Source organism: Neobacillus terrisolis (genome assembly GCF_051233475.1).
Lineage (GTDB): Bacteria > Bacillota > Bacilli > Bacillales > Cytobacillaceae > Bacillus_BU.
Genome location: NZ_JBKFGH010000014.1, coordinates 79,873 through 96,253, shown reverse-complemented (window position 1 = coordinate 96,253; position 16,381 = coordinate 79,873). Strand labels below are relative to the sequence as shown.

The 16,381-nt window shown below is 36.3% G+C and carries 14 protein-coding genes and 1 pseudogene; 11 read left to right on the top strand and 4 right to left on the bottom strand.

Going from position 1 to position 16,381, the window contains the following annotated elements:
- The first annotated feature begins 59 nt into the window (after positions 1 to 59).
- Both tnpC and ACI48O_RS10285 read left to right on the top strand, forming a co-directional pair.
- Complete coding sequence (tnpC, locus tag ACI48O_RS10290; RefSeq protein ID WP_435561709.1) at positions 60 to 1,661, top strand: IS66 family transposase; 1,602 nt, start codon at positions 60 to 62, stop codon at positions 1,659 to 1,661.
- A gap of 282 nt (positions 1,662 to 1,943) precedes the next feature.
- Positions 1,944 to 2,414, top strand: coding sequence for a YfmQ family protein (locus ACI48O_RS10285; RefSeq protein WP_435561708.1), 471 nt, complete (start codon positions 1,944 to 1,946; stop codon positions 2,412 to 2,414).
- 381 nt (positions 2,415 to 2,795) lie between these two features.
- Here ACI48O_RS10285 and ACI48O_RS10280 read toward each other — a convergent pair whose 3' ends face one another.
- Positions 2,796 to 2,987, bottom strand: a complete 192-nt coding sequence (locus ACI48O_RS10280; protein ID WP_435561707.1) for a hypothetical protein — start codon at positions 2,985 to 2,987, stop codon at positions 2,796 to 2,798.
- A 541-nt stretch (positions 2,988 to 3,528) separates the two neighbouring features.
- Here ACI48O_RS10280 and ACI48O_RS10275 point away from each other — a divergent pair.
- The 6 genes from ACI48O_RS10275 (at position 3,529) to ACI48O_RS10250 (ending at position 11,087) form a co-directional block, all read left to right on the top strand.
- Positions 3,529 to 5,163, top strand: a complete 1,635-nt coding sequence (locus ACI48O_RS10275) for a nitrite/sulfite reductase (protein ID WP_435561706.1) — start codon at positions 3,529 to 3,531, stop codon at positions 5,161 to 5,163.
- A 48-nt stretch (positions 5,164 to 5,211) separates the two neighbouring features.
- On the top strand, positions 5,212 to 5,652 hold the full coding sequence (locus tag ACI48O_RS10270; RefSeq protein ID WP_435561705.1) for a PCYCGC motif-containing (lipo)protein: 441 nt from the start codon (positions 5,212 to 5,214) through the stop codon (positions 5,650 to 5,652).
- A 205-nt stretch (positions 5,653 to 5,857) separates the two neighbouring features.
- Complete coding sequence (gene hisC / locus ACI48O_RS10265; protein ID WP_435561704.1) at positions 5,858 to 6,967, top strand: histidinol-phosphate transaminase; 1,110 nt, start codon at positions 5,858 to 5,860, stop codon at positions 6,965 to 6,967.
- Positions 6,968 to 6,980: 13 nt separating this feature from the next.
- A complete protein-coding gene (locus ACI48O_RS10260; protein WP_435561775.1) occupies positions 6,981 to 8,285 on the top strand; it encodes an aminotransferase class I/II-fold pyridoxal phosphate-dependent enzyme in 1,305 nt (434 codons plus the stop codon).
- A 70-nt stretch (positions 8,286 to 8,355) separates the two neighbouring features.
- A complete protein-coding gene (locus ACI48O_RS10255) occupies positions 8,356 to 9,831 on the top strand; it encodes an aminotransferase class I/II-fold pyridoxal phosphate-dependent enzyme (RefSeq protein ID WP_435561774.1) in 1,476 nt (491 codons plus the stop codon).
- Between the two features lie 62 nt (positions 9,832 to 9,893).
- On the top strand, positions 9,894 to 11,087 hold the full coding sequence (locus ACI48O_RS10250) for an aminotransferase (RefSeq protein ID WP_435561703.1): 1,194 nt from the start codon (positions 9,894 to 9,896) through the stop codon (positions 11,085 to 11,087).
- Positions 11,088 to 11,492: 405 nt separating this feature from the next.
- On the opposite strand, the gene deoC is transcribed toward ACI48O_RS10250, so the two are convergent.
- Both deoC and hemQ read right to left on the bottom strand, forming a co-directional pair.
- Complete coding sequence (gene deoC / locus ACI48O_RS10245) at positions 11,493 to 12,134, bottom strand: deoxyribose-phosphate aldolase (RefSeq protein WP_435561702.1); 642 nt, start codon at positions 12,132 to 12,134, stop codon at positions 11,493 to 11,495.
- Positions 12,124 to 12,894 (bottom strand): hydrogen peroxide-dependent heme synthase, encoded by a 771-nt coding sequence (gene hemQ, locus ACI48O_RS10240; protein ID WP_435561773.1) that lies wholly within the window; start codon positions 12,892 to 12,894, stop codon positions 12,124 to 12,126. The genes deoC and hemQ overlap by 11 nt, the downstream gene beginning before the upstream one ends.
- 341 nt (positions 12,895 to 13,235) lie before the next feature.
- On the opposite strand from hemQ, the pseudogene ACI48O_RS10235 reads away from it, so the two are divergent.
- Positions 13,236 to 13,316 (top strand): annotated as a pseudogene (locus tag ACI48O_RS10235) (cytochrome aa3 quinol oxidase subunit IV); the annotation flags it as partial.
- 67 nt (positions 13,317 to 13,383) lie between these two features.
- Here the strand turns inward: ACI48O_RS10235 and ACI48O_RS10230 are convergent.
- Positions 13,384 to 14,250, bottom strand: a complete 867-nt coding sequence (locus ACI48O_RS10230; RefSeq protein ID WP_435561701.1) for a LysR family transcriptional regulator — start codon at positions 14,248 to 14,250, stop codon at positions 13,384 to 13,386.
- Positions 14,251 to 14,428: 178 nt separating this feature from the next.
- On the opposite strand from ACI48O_RS10230, the gene ACI48O_RS10225 reads away from it, so the two are divergent.
- Positions 14,429 to 15,142, top strand: coding sequence for an L-2-amino-thiazoline-4-carboxylic acid hydrolase (locus ACI48O_RS10225; protein WP_435561700.1), 714 nt, complete (start codon positions 14,429 to 14,431; stop codon positions 15,140 to 15,142).
- Entirely contained in the window at positions 15,135 to 16,352 is a 1,218-nt protein-coding gene (locus ACI48O_RS10220) for a Zn-dependent hydrolase (RefSeq protein ID WP_435561699.1), read from the top strand. Before ACI48O_RS10225 ends, ACI48O_RS10220 begins: the two co-directional genes overlap by 8 nt.
- The last annotated feature ends 29 nt before the right edge of the window (positions 16,353 to 16,381 follow it).

The window sequence follows — 16,381 nt, the reverse complement described above, 5'->3', positions numbered from 1 at the left end:
CAACCTTCCGAACTAGATATAATAATAGGAGCGAATTCGAACGGAATGTGGTGAATGATGTGGCAAACGCTTCTACTAATGAAAATCAAAACGAAAAATTAATTCGATTGCTTGAGGAACAACTGGCTCATTCGAATAAGCAAAACCAAGAGTTATCGAAGAAATTAGATAAAGCATTGAAGCAGAACGAAGCTTTGTCTGAACAACTTCGCCAGTTAACAAAACTCTTATATGGATCCAAAACCGAAAAATCTAAATACAATGTGCCCGATGGGCAAGGTTCATTATTTGAGGATGACCCGTCTTTTAACGAAACTGAGCACACAGTAGAACAAAGCCAACAGATAATTACTTATACTGTTGTTCGCAAAATTCAAAAGAAAAAACGAAATGATTCATTGCGTGATGATGTAGAAGTAGAGACGATTCATCATCACCCTGACAATATAATCTATGACTGTTGCCAACATCAAATGATTGAAATCGGTGGTACAATCGTCCGTGAAGAGGCAAAATTTATTCCGGCAAAGATGATGAAGGTCCAGCATATTGAACATGCATATGAATGTAAGATCTGTAAAAGTAATTCAACTCACCCTGCACAAATTAAACGTGGAAAAGCGCCGCAACCAGCTATTCAACGGAGCATCGCAAGTCCAAGCGTACTTGCCAAAGTTATCTATGACAAGTTTTCGCAATACTTACCACTTTACCGTCAGGTAAAGGAATGGGATCGTTATGGCCTGAATACCAATGATAAGAACCTTTCGAATTGGGTCATTCGGGCATCACATGATTGGCTATTGCCTATATACGAAAGAATGAAAGTTTTGATGATGGATAAATCGCTATTGCATGTCGATGAAACTTTTGGACAAATTATCAACCGATCCGATGGGAAATCTGGTCAAACAAATGCCTATAATTGGGTGTTTCGAAGCGTGCCAAGCCAAGGGCCAATCATAACTCTCTTTAAAAGCTCATTATCACGTGCTCGATCTGTCCTTGAAAGTTTCATTGAAGGCTTTTCTGGGACAATTATCTGTGATGGTTATTCTGCCTATGACAAAATTGAAGGTGTCACTTTCGCAAATTGTCTCGCGCACGTTCGTCGCTACTGGTTGAAAGTGGAGAGCAAAAATGGACAAATCGGTGTAAAATATTGTGATGATTTATATCGTTTAGAAAGACAATTCAAACACCTGTCTCCGAGTAAGCGAAGAAAAAAACGGCAAAAATACTCAAAGCCAATCGTTGAAGAGTTTCTGGACTGGGTTGAAAAATCGCCATTCTACGGCAAAAATGCGCTTGCGAAGGCAGCCGAATATACTCTAAACAGAGCGAATGGACTAAAAGCATTTTTGATGGATGGTCGCATCGAAATTGATAATAATCCAGCCGAAAATGCCATCCGTCCAAGTGTGGTTGGTCGCAAAAATTGGCTCCACTCTGTTAGTGAAGCTGGCGCAAAAGCCAACGCAATTTGTTTAAGTATCGCAGAAACGGCCAAAGCGAATGGCATAGATTTTTATCAATACCTTTTGAAGTTATTGACGGATCTTCCGAATCTAGATATTCATAGAGACCCAGAAATATTAAAACAATATATGCCTTGGTCAAAAATGATCCAGGCTGAATGTGGAAAAAAGCCGTATATCTGATTAAAAAAATCAATGATATATGGCTATTTGTAGTGCGTGCCGTGAAGGTGCGCTATTTTTATATTTCGGGCTTACATTCAATATCATCTTCGTCATCAAATACTCCAACAGTGATCTCCTCACAAACATAACACTGTTCAGTATCTAGATTAATTCTAAAATGAGATTGCTCCATTTATAAATTGGATGGATAGAAAATTCCTCTATTGGATGGTTATTAAATACGATTATTGAGTTATTATAAAATTTCTAAATTTTATATCAACGGAGATGATGAGAGATATGACAATGGGGGTATTGCTTTCGATAGTTCTTCTTAGTCTTATTAAGATTTTAATGACCTGTCTTCCAACGGGTACTGTTGAATGGCTATTAGGTAAGTTTGAAATTCATTCAAAGATGAATAAAGATCTTGTAACGATTACCATTAACGGAATACCCTTTGACGAGGAAAAGAAAGATACATTAGTTAATTTTTTTAATCAAGCTATATTTATGGAAAAATACTATATATGGCCTGGAACGGAGCAATCTTATATCAATCCTAAATATGGTGGAACTCCAATCATTATTGATTCAAAAAAGGGGAAGAGGGATGTAAGGTTATTAGTCTTCATTTATAGCGATCGGGTTGATGTAGTGAAACAGTCCAATAAAAAACTCGTTGCGTACAGTCTGTATTCTGAAAGTTTGCAGAATCGTTCTTTCCAGCAATGTTCTGGACATCTTCCCGAAGAAAGTCTTGCAAACTAATATGCTCAGCAGAATTCACAGAAATGTAGAATAGTTAATATTTAAAATTCAACCTTAAAAAAGAGCGTTGACCCTAGAAGGATTAACGCTCTTTTTAGATCTTAAACTGTTTACTTTTTGCTGCCTAAAAGAAAAAATCTAATGCCAACGCGGGGACTTTGCCATCTCGGTTATTGCCCAAATAATGTTGAACATAAATACAGCAACACATGCTGGTATCCACATAATCCAATTTCTACCGTGACGTTCTCTTAACACTCCAATAAAATAACCTGAAAAAAATAAAGTCACCATTGCCAAAACTTGAAATAACATAAGAAATAATTCCATAAAATAGATACTCCAATCATAAAATATCAATGAGGTTTATATTACTTATGCCTAAAAACTCGTGATGTACCATGCTAAACCAATTAGAGAAAATAGGATAACAATAATATAAATAGATGTCAGCCTAAATGTATTTTGCTTTGTTGCTTTTTTATAGTTTTCATCCGATTTTGTTGTAAGTACAATTGTTCCAAGAATAGCTGCCACTAAGGTAATGACAATAAATATATATGCAAAAGTCAAAATAATCCCCCTTTATTCATTTATCCTTTCTTAGAGAAAATCTTATTCGTTGAATGATATAGAATGAAATTTACAATCTATAAATTATTTTAAGGTTAAACATCAAAAGGTTAACCATCCAATTATGAAGTAAATAGACCATCCACTAGAGTAAAATCAGAGAAACCAAATAGTGGAGAGTTTTAACCAAAAAAAGGGTGCCTGCGGTTCACCTATGGAAGAGCCGACCAAGACATGATCAAAGAAGGGATTAATAGATTTGCAGAAGCATTAAATAATGTGGATAAAATGTGAATCAATTAAATTGTCCATTTTAAAGAAGATCTGGTGAGAGTGTATCACCGGATCTTTTTTTATTAACTAAAACCTTGATATAGAGGGGTTTTCGGAAAATACGCTTAGATGAAATAACCAATATGAAAGTATATTAAAAATAAATTGGATGAGGAAAAATTAACAAAATTGGATGGGTTCTATTTTTCCCATATTTTATATGATAAAAGAAATCCAAGTTTCTTTATAGGAGGAGTTGATATAAAACGTGGCTTACGAAGCGGTTTGGGAAAGAGAGGACCATTCCAAACTAAACAAAGTGGAATTAATGAAACTGGAAAAGGATGGATTGGACGTTATTCGTACAATTATCGAAAAATATGCTTTTGAAGGATACGATTCTATTCCAGAGGATGAACTGAATCGGTTTAAGTGGGCCGGAGTTTACCAGCAAAGGCCAAATAATGGTTATTTTATGATGCGGATTAGGATTCCTTCTGGAATATTAACCTCTGCTCAAGCTAGGACCTTGGGAGAAATTTCTGAAATCTATGGGCGAAACCTAGTGGATGTAACTGTCCGACAAGCGATTCAATTTCATTGGGTTTGTGTTGAAAACCTACCTGACATCTACAAAAGGTTGGAGAGAGTGGGCCTTTACTCTTATGAAGCCTGTGGTGACTGTCCACGGACTATTGTTGGAAACCCCCTTGCAGGAATTGATATGGATGAGCTTATAGATACGAGTGAAATTGTCAAAGAGGTAAATGATTTCTTTGTATTGAACCGGGATTTTTCCAATTTACCTCGAAAATACAAGATGTCTATTTCCGGGAATATTTATAACAATGCGCATGCAGAGATACAAGATTTAGGGTTTACGCCAGCCGTTAAGATAATAGGTGGAGAAGAAGTAATTGGTTTCCATGTGCAGGTTGGTGGTGGACTTTCAGCAAAGCCTTATTTGGCGAAACCGTTAAATATGTTTGTTCGTCAAGATGAGGTTTTGAAGGTTGCAATTGGTGTAACCACACTTTTCCGTGACAACGGATATCGAGAAAAACGTCATCGTGCAAGGATGAAATTCCTTGTTGATGATTGGGGTGCAGCACAGTTCCAGGAGAAATTAGAAGAACTAATAGGGAAGATGGAAGAATGTGGTGAGGATAAGACGATGGGCTGGCAAGCAGCTTATTTTGATGGTGTACATCCTCAAAAACAAGAAGGGTTTAGTTATATTGGGCTAAATGTCCCAGTTGGAAGATTAAGAGGAACAGATTTAATAGAATTGGCTAATATTGCTGACAAATTCGGGAATGGATCATTACGGACAACGATTTCACAAAATATTATTATCCCAAATATCCCTAATGATCTGATTGATGAAGTACTTAAGTATCCAATTTTTAAAAAATTATCACCTAATCCAAACCGTTTTATTAGTCGCACCGTTTCTTGTACCGGAAATGAATTTTGTAATTTAGCGATTGTTGAAACAAAGGCGAGAGCCAAGTCAGTTGCTGAATACCTTGACCGCCATGTGGTAACACACGAAGACATTCGCATCCATTTTGTTGGCTGTCCAAATGCATGTGGTCAAAAACAAATCGCTGACATAGGGCTACAAGGCGTTTTGATGAAAACACCTGAGGGAGTTAAGGAAGCTTTTGAGATTTATGTTGGAGGAACTCTGGGGCCTGGAGCACAATTTAACGATAAATTAAAAGGTCGTGTCCCAGCAGAGGAAGTTGGGCCAGTTTTGGCTGAACTCATTACCTATTTCAAGAAAAACCAGGAACGAAAAGAGACATTTCATCAATTTTATAAACGTGTTGGAGTTACGGAGATACAAACTCAATTAGATAAGATAATAGAAGAATTGAAGACGAATCTTATTTCTTAAACCAAGACAAACTTGATACCACATAAACTGAAACGGAGATAACTAGAAATGAAATATGCTAAATACACTTTGCTATTCGTCATCATAATTAGTTTGCTCGCAGGGTGCAACTCGAATAAAGATTTATCATTGGATTCAAAACATGTTAAGTTTCCAGATTTCGTTTTATCAACTTCACCACAAGTGCAGGAGACATATGTAATGGCAGCAGAGAACCCGGAAGTATTAGCTTCGGTCCCTTGTTTTTGCGGTTGCGGTGATGGGGCCGGCCATAAGAGCAATCTTGATTGTTTTGTCAAAAACATGGGTTCAGACAATGAAGTAACTGAATGGGATCCACATGGAACCGCTTGAGATATTTGTGTCCAAATCGCCCGGGAGGCGGTTGAAATGCGTCAAGATGGAAAAGAACTTAAAGAAATTAACAATTACATCAACGAAAAATATGAATCATATGGTACTTCAACTCCAACACCTGTTCCAAACTAGAATATAAAAGTGTTTTGCAAAGAATATTGGATTTTTTTTAAGGGCAGTGGTTATCCATCCATTGCCTCTTTTATTTCTTTTTACAATTTTTTTAGAATCATAATTACTAGATTTTCAACCAATAAACAGTGGATGATACAAATTCTCTATGATTGGATGGTTTCAAAATTCGACATTGATTTAATATGGAATAGTGCAAGAAAGGATGAATGGAATGAATCTAATTGAATCTCGAAAAGTATTAAGAAAAATTACACCTTATTTGCCTGGAAAACCTATATGGGAAGTTCAGAAAGAGTTAGGTCTAGATAGGGTGATTAAATTAGCTTCAAACGAAAATCCAATTGGGCCATCTCCAAAAGCGATAAAGGTACTTGCCGGATGCTTACCCGAATTGAACCGTTATCCAGATGCAAATGCCACATACCTAAAGAATAAAATTGCACAAAGGTTTGGATTGACTGAAGGGAATCTTATCATAACAAATGGAGCAGATGAACTAATTACGTTAATTTCTGAGACGTTTTTAGAACCAGGTGATGAAATTATTGTTCCTTCTCCATCCTTCAGTGAATATGATTTTGGAGCTAATTTAATGGGAGCGAACGTTGTAGCAGTTCCTTTGAGTGAAGATTTTCAATTTAATATTAAAGACATTATTTCTTCCGTTACTGAAAAAACAAAATTGGTCTATCTATGTTCTCCTAATAACCCAACAGGGACCTATTTACCTAGGAATGACCTGGAGCAATTATTAAGCACTTTACCAAAACATATTCTAGTTGTATTTGACTCGGCATACAGTCATTTTGCAACATCAGTTGATTATACAGATGGCATAGAATTCGTTAAGAAGGATTATCCAATTATCGTTTTACAAACCTTTTCGAAGGTGTATGGTCTGGCGGGGCTACGTGTTGGTTTTGGTATCTCAGGGGAGTCCATTATTAATTGCATTATGAAGGTTAAAGAACCATTTAATGTAAATTCATTGGCACAGGCAGCTGCTACAGCCGCAATTACTGACGATGATCATGTAATGGCATCGCAAGAAGTGAACCGTGTTGGACGTGAACAACTGTATCAGGCTTTTGAAGCACTCAAGCTAAAATATACCGAAAGTATGAGCAATTTTGTATTAGTCGAACTCGGACCTAAGGCAAACGATATTTATCATGAACTGATGGCAAAAGGAATTATTGTTCGCTATGGAAATACATGGGGAATGCCTGAGTATATCCGCATTTCTGTAGGAACATCAGAAGAAAATTCTATTTTGATTCAACAATTAACCTCTATTCTAAATGATAAATGAAGGAGATAGGGCATTGAATGTTTTGGCGAAACAACTGAATGATACCATAAAAAATGAAAATCCATATATATATAATATGCTTTCTAATCTTGGAAAAAATGTATTCTATCCAAAAGGTATACTCAGTCAGAGTGCGGAGGCTAGCAAAAAAGCTTATCGATTTAATGCAACAATCGGTATTGCTACTGAGAATTCTCAACCAATGCACTTTAAACATATACAGGATAAGCTTGTAGGATATTCCCCTAAGGATATTTATCCATATGCAGCGCCTGAGGGAAAAAAGAGTTTGCGTGAGGCATGGAAAGAAAAATTATTGAGGGAAAATCCATCATTACAAAATAAAAGTATTGGATTGCCTATTGTAACGAATGCTCTTACACATGGACTTAGTATAGCTGCGGATTTATTTGTGGATCCTTACGATACCATCATCGTTCCTGATAAATATTGGGGAAACTATCATTCTATTTTTCATGTTAGACGTGGTGGGAACTTGGTTACCTTTCCATTATTCGATGAAAAGCAACAATTTAATATTTCCTCTTTTAGAGAATGTTTATTGAAACAATCATTATCCGGGAAAGCCATCGTCTTGCTGAATTTCCCAAATAACCCTACTGGTTATACTCCTCATATTGAGGAAGCTGAAAGGATTATTTCGGTTTTATATGAAGCAGCTTTAGCGGACATTAAATTGGTCGTGCTATTAGATGATGCTTATTTTGGGTTATTTTATGAAGATTCGATAAAAGAATCATTGTTTGGAAGACTAGCTGGATTACATCCCAAAATATTACCTATAAAAATAGATGGAGCGACGAAAGAGAATTATGTATGGGGATTTCGTGTAGGATTCCTCACCTATGCGGCTGAGAGTGAAGCTGTTTTAGCAGCGTTGGAGGGGAAAACAAAAGGGATTATTAGAGGAACAATCTCTAGTTCTTCGCATCTTTCACAGACAATAACGTTGGATTCTTTACAATCAAAATGGTTTGAAGAAGAAAAGCAGGAAAAGTTCAAGATATTAGAACGAAGGGCTAAAAAAGTAAAAGAAATACTAGAGAAAGAAAAATATAAAAACAAATATTGGACTTATTACCCCTTTAATTCAGGTTATTTTATGTGTCTAAGGTTAATAAAACTCAATGCAGAAAAGCTTAGACTGCATTTACTAGACCATTATGGGGTAGGGACCATCGCTATTAATAATATGGATCTAAGAATTGCCTTCTCCAGTGTGGAAGAAAAGGATTTGGAAGAACTGTTCGACCTTATCTACAAAGGGGCAAAGGACTTAGAAGAGAAAGGAGAATAAAAGAATGTTTTCTGGAACGGCTATATTGGAAAGAGAAATAGAATTAGATTTAGATTTAGAAAAAAAACAGATTAGAACACAATTTGATACTCCATTATTTACTGCGCTTAAAGAGCATGCAAAAAAAGATCCTATTCAATTTCATATTCCTGGACATAAGAAAGGAAAAGGAATGGATCCTGATTTTAGAGAGTTTATTGGAGAAAATGCACTATCAATTGATTTAATTAATATTAGTCCGTTAGATGATTTACATTTGCCAAAAGGAGTAATAAAAGAAGCACAAGATCTTGCGGCGAAAGCATTCGGAGCAGATTATACCTTTTTTTCAGTACAGGGGACAAGCGGAGCAATTATGACTATGGTTATGTCGGTTTGTAATCCTGGAGACAAAATTATTGTGCCCCGCAATGTTCATAAATCGATTATGAGCGGAATTGTATTATCAGGGGCTATACCTGTTTTTGTGCATCCGGAAGTTGACCCTAAACTGGGCATTTCTCATGGTATTACGCCTGATTCAGTTGAAAGGGCATTAAAACAGCATCCTGATTCGAAAGCTGTACTTGTAATAAATCCAACATACTTTGGAGTTTCAGGAGATTTGAAAAGAATTGTAGACATTGCCCATTCTAGAAATATCCCAGTGCTCGTTGACGAGGCTCACGGTGCCCACATCCATTTTCATCATGAATTACCGATGTCGGCAATGAAGGCAGGTGCTGATATGGCAGCAACAAGCGTTCATAAACTTGGTGGTTCCCTTACTCAAAGTTCAATCTTAAATTTACGTGGAAATCTCATCTCTCATAAAAAAGTACAAACAATATTAAGTATGTTGACAACAACTTCCACCTCTTATTTATTGCTTGCCTCATTGGATGTAGCCAGAAAATCTCTGGCAACTGAGGGACAAGCTTTACTTGAAGATTGTATTCGTCGGGCAGAGAAAACACGTTATGAAATTAATCAAATTGAAGGTTTATATTGTATGGGTAAGGAAGTTTTACATTCTAATGCTGCAGTTTCTTTTGATCCAACAAAACTACTAATCTCTGTTAGAGAATTGGGGATTTCTGGACATGACGTAGAGGTATGGCTTCGTGATAAATACAATATTGAAGTTGAACTATCCGACCTATATAACATTCTTTGTATTGTCACACCTGGTGACGCTAAAGAGGACTTATTTTTACTTGTAGAGGCACTGAAAGAGTTGTCTCTTGAGTACAGATACACGGCAAGTTCAAAACGAAGTCCATTCGTTATTTTGCCAGAAATCCCGACGCTTGCACTTCCTCCACGGGATGCATTTTATGCAGATACAGAAATGGTTCCAATTGAACAATCGGTTGGTAGAATCATTGCAGAATTTGTTATGGTTTATCCTCCAGGCATTCCAATTTTTATCCCAGGTGAGGTTGTTACAGTAGAAAATCTCATCTATATTAAGGAAAATATTGACGCGGGGCTTCCTGTTCAGGGGGCAGAGGATCCTGAACTAAAACACTTGCGTGTCATTAAAGAACACCATGCTATTAAGTAAAAGTAGCAATAAAAGGGGTCATTATACTATGGCTGGTTATAAAGAATGGTGGTGTTGTAATAATGAAGACACGGTTATCATCATTAGTTAACCAAATAAAGCCTTCTGGAATAAGAAAATTCTTTGACTTAGCTAATAATATGGACGGAGTTATCTCATTGGGGGTGGGGGAACCGGACTTTGTTACACCTTGGTCGATTTGTCATGCTTCGATTCAGTCAATTGAACGTGGATATACATCTTATACGGAACCAGAAGGGCTTCTTGAATTAAGGAAAGAAATTTCTAATTATATGAAAAATCGTTTTCAAGTCACCTATTCACCGTATACAGATATTCTTGTGACAGTTGGTGGAAGCCAGGCTTTAGATGTGTCACTAAGAACTGTTTTAAATCCAGGTGAAGAAGTCATCATGATCGAACCTAGCTATGTTGCTTATGCTCCTTTAATTACCTTGGCAGGAGGCAAACCAATCGTAGTCCAAACATCTATTGATACGGAATTTAAGCCTCGGCCAGAACAAATAAGACGAGCCATTACCAAAAAGACTAAAGCGATACTTATTTGTTCTCCCAATAATCCGACCGGAAGTCTTTTTTCTAAAGTGGAGTTAGAGGCGATAGCCGAGATCATTAAGGAGTATGATCTACTTGTAATCACAGATGAAATATATGCCGAATTATCCTACGATGAATCATTTTGTTCGATAGCTTCCATTCGAGAAATGAGAGAACGAACGATTATTGTTTCGGGATTTTCAAAGGGATATGCTATGACTGGCTGGAGATTAGGATATATTTGTGCTCCAGAATCCATCACACAGGCTATATTAAGAGTTATGCAAAATACGCTTGTTTCTGTTCCCTCGATGACTCAATATGGAGCGATAGAAGGTCTAAAAAATGGTGAAAAACATGTAATGGAGATGAGAAAGAGTTATCGCCAGCGACGCAATCTTGTGGTTAGTCATCTCAATGAAATGGGCTTGGATTGTCATATGCCTGGAGGAGCATTCTATGTTTTCCCATCCATTCGTAGCACTGGGCTTTCATCGGAGGAGTTTGCAGAGCAGCTGTTAATTAACCAAAGGGTTGCAGTTGTTCCGGGGAATGCCTTCGGTGAAAGTGGTGAAGGACATATACGTTGTTCCTATGCCTCCTCGATGGATAATCTAAATGAAGCGATGAAAAGAATGAGGGCTTTTTTGAAGAGTTTAAAAATAAAGCAAGAAAAGGCTGACACAAAAGGTTGTTAATCAACGACTTCTAGGGGTCAGCCTAGAAGTTTCACTTTAAGTACAAAAAATGGTGTCCCAGAAATTATTCATTTGGGACACCATTTTTTTCTTAGTTTTTCAAGGTGTTGAACGGTCGGAGTAAGGTGAGCTAAGAATTAGGATTCTCTTATTCTTCTGAAAGAGTCACTATCCTTAGGGTAGGTGTTAGAACTCTCTCTTATGGAGGTTAATGCTACTAGATGACACCATACAATAAAAGTAGAAGTCATGCAATATTTTTCAGTTTCTTCTATTATATATATATCCTCTTAAGCGTCCAAATTCCCTTTGTTTTTTTGTTGATACAAATAGTTCTCTCTCCGATAGCCTTAATAAATTCTTTTGGGTAATAGGCATCTGATCTATCACTGTATGCTGTTCTAACTAAGAAAATATTTTAACAGCTGAACTTGTGCCTATTCTAGTAGCCCCTGCCTCAATCATTGCCTGAATATCATTAATATTACGCACACCACCAGAGGCCTTTACTCCAACAGCTGATCCAACAGCTTTTCTCATTATGGTTACATCCTCTATGGTTGCTCCATACAAAGAAAAACCTGTAGAAGTCTTGACATAGTCTGCACCGGCTTTGACAGATAACTCACAAGCCCAGACTTTCTCTTCATCCGTTAATAAGCAAGCTTCAATAATGACTTTTACTAAAGCCTTTCCTTTTGCAGCCTCTACCACTGCGCGTATATCTTGTTCGACTAGCTCATAATTTTTATCTTTCAAAGCACCTATATTTATTACTGTATCAACTTCTACAGCACCATTTGCGATTGCTTCCTTGGTTTCAAATGCTTTTGTAGCTGGAGTATTAGCACCTAACGGAAAACCGATTACCGTACATACATTTACATCTGAGTCATGTAGAAGTTTAGCGGCTAGTTTTACCCATGCAGGACTGACACAAACGGAAGCAAATCCGAATTGCTTCGCCTCTTCACATAATTTTACAATTTCTGCTTCTTTCGTATTGGGATGAAGTAAAGTATGATCAATCAATTTTTTATAGTTCATTTTTATGCCCACCTTTAGGTATTTTCATTAAATGTTTAATGTGGTCATTCGTTATATTGCTTCCTACATAAAAGGAGCCAAACTCTCCGTATCTAGCACTCACTTCATCAAAGCGCATTTCGTAGATTAGTTTTTTAAAATGAACAGGATTATTTGCAAATAGTACTACACCCCATTCATAATCATCCAATCCAATTGACCCTAAAATAATTTGCTTCACCTTTCCGGCAAATTTTCTACCAATCAAACTATGACTCTTCATCATTTGAGTGCGTTCCTCTTGTGAAAGCATATACCAGTTGTCCACACCACTTCGGAGCTTGTTCATTGGATAAAAACAAATATATTCTGATTTAGGAATTTCCGGATACAAACGTGCCCTGATTTCTGGTTTACTATAAGGATCTTCTCCCTTGGGGAGGTAATTACTTAGCTCCACAACCGATACATAGGAATTTGTTTGGCTTGTATATTCAGCAAACTTTGTCTTATTAAAAGCTGTTTCCAATTCAATTAATTCCTGTAAGGTTGGTCTTAAAAACATTAACATGATATCTGCTTTATGTCCTAAAATTTGAAAGAGACCAAAACTACCTTTATCTTTATCCTCTTGAGAGATCCATTGATTTAGTAATTCTAAAATCTCATCAATTATTTCTTGTTGTTTTTGGCTGGTTAACTTCGCCCAACTTCCCCAATTTACTTTACGAAAGTCATTCAGACAGTACCAACCCTCTAAAGTTTCAGTGGCATTTGTCATTTTTCTATCTCCTTGCAAAAAGTTCGTCCATTATTAAAAGACAAATTGAGTAAAAAGGAATCCATGTTTTTTAAGATACAAATTGTGAATCTGATCTATATTCTATATTGGATTTCATTATTCGCCATGAAATTTTGTTATTAATATCACCTAATTCAATAATAAAAGATTTCTCTTTTTTTAAATCATCCATTTCCGTTCTTTTTGAACCATCCAATTTTACAAAAAAACTCAAATCCTCTGAATCAAATTTTTTCTGTGGCTGGATATTAAACTTTTAATCGTATTTTTTAACTAAACGTATTATCATATTCTATTTTTTATCTGAAATCGAATCTAATACAAACATTTATTACGCTTTGTTCATCGCTCTTGTAACTGTGTTCGGAACATTACTCTGTATGATATGGGGTTATGTATAAAAGCTGCAAAAGGGTACCCAAAAGTATAGTTTTTTCGGGTACCCATTTTTGATTAAAGATTCACCTTTTACTTTAACCAATCTTGAATAAAACTGATTAATTTTTGTGCCCCTGGTGACATGTGCCGTATGGAGGTGACAGCAATACCGATAGTACGGTAAAAATCTTTCTCCAAAGGAATGATCTTTAGACCAAAAGGAATACGATATAGGATCAATTCAGGGAGGACGCTGACACCTAGACCATTTTGAACCATAGAAATAATTGCTTGATCCTCAGAGATTTCATATTTGACCATTGGTTTGATTTTATGCTCTTTTAGAATTCTGCGTACATCCTTATCAATACTTGATTTAGGCATTATAAATGGTTCATCATTCAGTTGATTTAAATAAATCTTTTCTTGCTGTGCTAGAGGATGGTCGTCAGGTAAAATACACAAAAGTCGATCTTGTTTTAGCGGGATTACTTCGTATGCTTTTGATACTGGTAATGACATAAAACCAAAATCTACGGTTCCATCTGTGATCCAACGATCAATTTCATCGTAATCCCCTTCATAAAGCTTAATTTCGATGTCTGGGAAATATTGATTAAATTGCTTAATAATTTGGGGTATCCATTGGATCGATACGCTTGGAAATGTACCAATACGCACCACCCCAATTTCTAGTCCATGTATTTTAGCAACTTCCTGCATCATTTGTTCGTTCCATTTTAATATTTCTCTCATATAAAGCAGCACTTTTTCACCATTACTGGTTAATTGAATACCTGAGCGTCCTCTTGTGAGTAATGAAAATCCGAAATCAGACTCAAGACCTGAGATGGCATGACTGACAGCTGATTGCGTTAATCCAACTACTTCCGCTGCTTTTGATAAGCTACCTGTTTCCACAACAGTTCTAAAAATATCATATCTGACAAGTGTCATTCATTGTCACCCCAACTATTAAATATTTTCATATATTACATTATAAATATTCATTTGATTTATATGAAGAAATATTTATAATAAGAATCAATTAATTGCAAGTAAGTTAATAGGTTTTATGAGTATTAATAACTTCAAACAAAAACTGTTTGAAAAAATAAAAAGGAGCGAGGGATCATTGAGTACATTACATCATAATATTGCACCATATTCCATGGAAGTCATGACAACCAAACTTTTTACTTCGATTGAAAAAAAGGTTGTTGCAAAATACGGGGAAAAAGGCAAAGTTTTACTCCAACAAGGAATTAAAAACTTTGGTTATAAGGATGCGGAAGATATAGCTATTAAAGCAATAATTGAAGGGGATAATCATACTTTATTTGATTATATCCCTAAAGATCATAACAGCAAAAATGAGTATGAGAATCTTAATCCTTTTTCTTTGTTTGCTAAATTATTTTCGCAAATAACAAAAGTGATTGTTGATACGTATGGCGATGAAGGGGAAAAAACGATACAAGATGGAATATGGGAGTTTGGAAAAACGCGTGGTTATGGGATTGCCCAAAGAGCCAGAGTAAATGGACAAAATAATACAATTGAAAATTATTTGCCAAACTATGATATGGGTAGAAGTGAATTATTTACGATCGAAGAGAATTATACACCATGTGAGATTGAACAAACTTTTACGGTCTGTCCGCTAGGCCAACAATGGGCGGATGATAATATGCATGAATACGGACTTGTTTATTGTACGATCATTGATGACGCGATTGCACATGGGTATAACGATAAATTTAATGTTGTGCATGATCAATTACTTTTGAAACACGGTCAATGCCATTTCCGTTTTCAGTTAAAGGATGAAGAGATACAAAATGATTAACATCCATCGATTGACTAGTCATTTACATGATTTATCTACTATAGGAAAAACAAAAGAGGGTGGGGTGAATCGTTTTTCTTATACGAATGAAGAGAGACTCGCTAGTGAACAAGTGAAACAATATATGGTGGCTGCAGGTCTTACGGTTGAATATGATGCAGTCGGAAATTTGATTGGAAGTCTAGAAGGTGAAGATGATTTACCAGTTGTTTTACTGGGGTCACATATTGATACAGTACCAAACGGCGGAAAATATGATGGTAGTTTAGGAGTTTTAACAGCGATTGAAGTCATCCATTCATTAAACGAGAAAGATATCCGACTGAAACATCCATTGAAAGTGATTGCTTTTAAAGATGAAGAAGGAACTCGTTTTGGTTTTGGTATGATTGGAAGTCGAGCAGTGGCAGGTACATTAACTAATGACGATTTAAAAAGAGTTGATCAGCAAGGAATTTCGATCGAACAGGCTATGGAACAATATGGATTTGATAGAGATCAATTCCAAAGTGCAAAAATAGAAAACGTAAAATGCTATTTAGAAGTTCATATTGAACAAGGTAAAGTTCTTGAAAATCATGATGCTTCAGTAGGCAATGTCACAGGGATTGCAGGGCCTGTATGGTTTCAGTTTACATTAACAGGTTTATCTGAGCATGCGGGTGCAACGCCGATGAATCAACGTCAGGATGCTTTAGTGGGTGCAAGTTTAATCATTGCTGAGGCCGAAAAAATAGCCAAGGAATTTCCGACTGCTGTCGCTACGGTCGGTAAACTGTCAGTAAAACCAAATGGAGTAAACGTTATCCCTGGTGAAGTGACATGGACGATGGATATTCGAGATATTGATAAGGACACCCGAGATGAAGTTGAACAAAGGATTAGGCAATTTGCTGATAAGATAGCTATTGAAAGAAGACTTGATTTAAAGGTTTCGGAATTACAGCGAGTGGAACCTGTTCGCTGTGATGAAAATATTCAAGAAGTGATCTGCGATAGTATTAAGGAAATAGGTGAACCGGTTGTGTCATTACCGAGCGGTGCAGGACATGATGGGATGCAGTTTAAAGACCGATTCCCGATAGGGATGATTTTTGTCAGATCAAAGGATGGAATCAGTCATAATCCAAAGGAATTTTCATCAGAGCAAGATATTGAAAAAGCAGCTAATGTCTTATATCGAAGTATTTTAAAGTTAGATGTTAAATAAAGTGTAATAGAATAAAGAACTTAACATCG

Excerpts from the sequence above, each read along its gene's own strand:
- ACI48O_RS10285 (WP_435561708.1), top strand. The coding sequence starts at position 1,944 with ATGACAATGGGGGTATTGCTTTCGATAGTTCTTCTTAGTCTTATTAAG.
- hisC (WP_435561704.1), top strand. The coding sequence starts at position 5,858 with ATGAATGGAATGAATCTAATTGAATCTCGAAAAGTATTAAGAAAAATT.
- ACI48O_RS10250 (WP_435561703.1), top strand. The coding sequence starts at position 9,894 with ATGAAGACACGGTTATCATCATTAGTTAACCAAATAAAGCCTTCTGGA.
- deoC (WP_435561702.1), bottom strand. The coding sequence starts at position 12,134 with ATGAACTATAAAAAATTGATTGATCATACTTTACTTCATCCCAATACG.
- hemQ (WP_435561773.1), bottom strand. The coding sequence starts at position 12,894 with ATGACAAATGCCACTGAAACTTTAGAGGGTTGGTACTGTCTGAATGAC.
- ACI48O_RS10230 (WP_435561701.1), bottom strand. The coding sequence starts at position 14,250 with ATGACACTTGTCAGATATGATATTTTTAGAACTGTTGTGGAAACAGGT.
- ACI48O_RS10220 (WP_435561699.1), top strand. The coding sequence starts at position 15,135 with ATGATTAACATCCATCGATTGACTAGTCATTTACATGATTTATCTACT.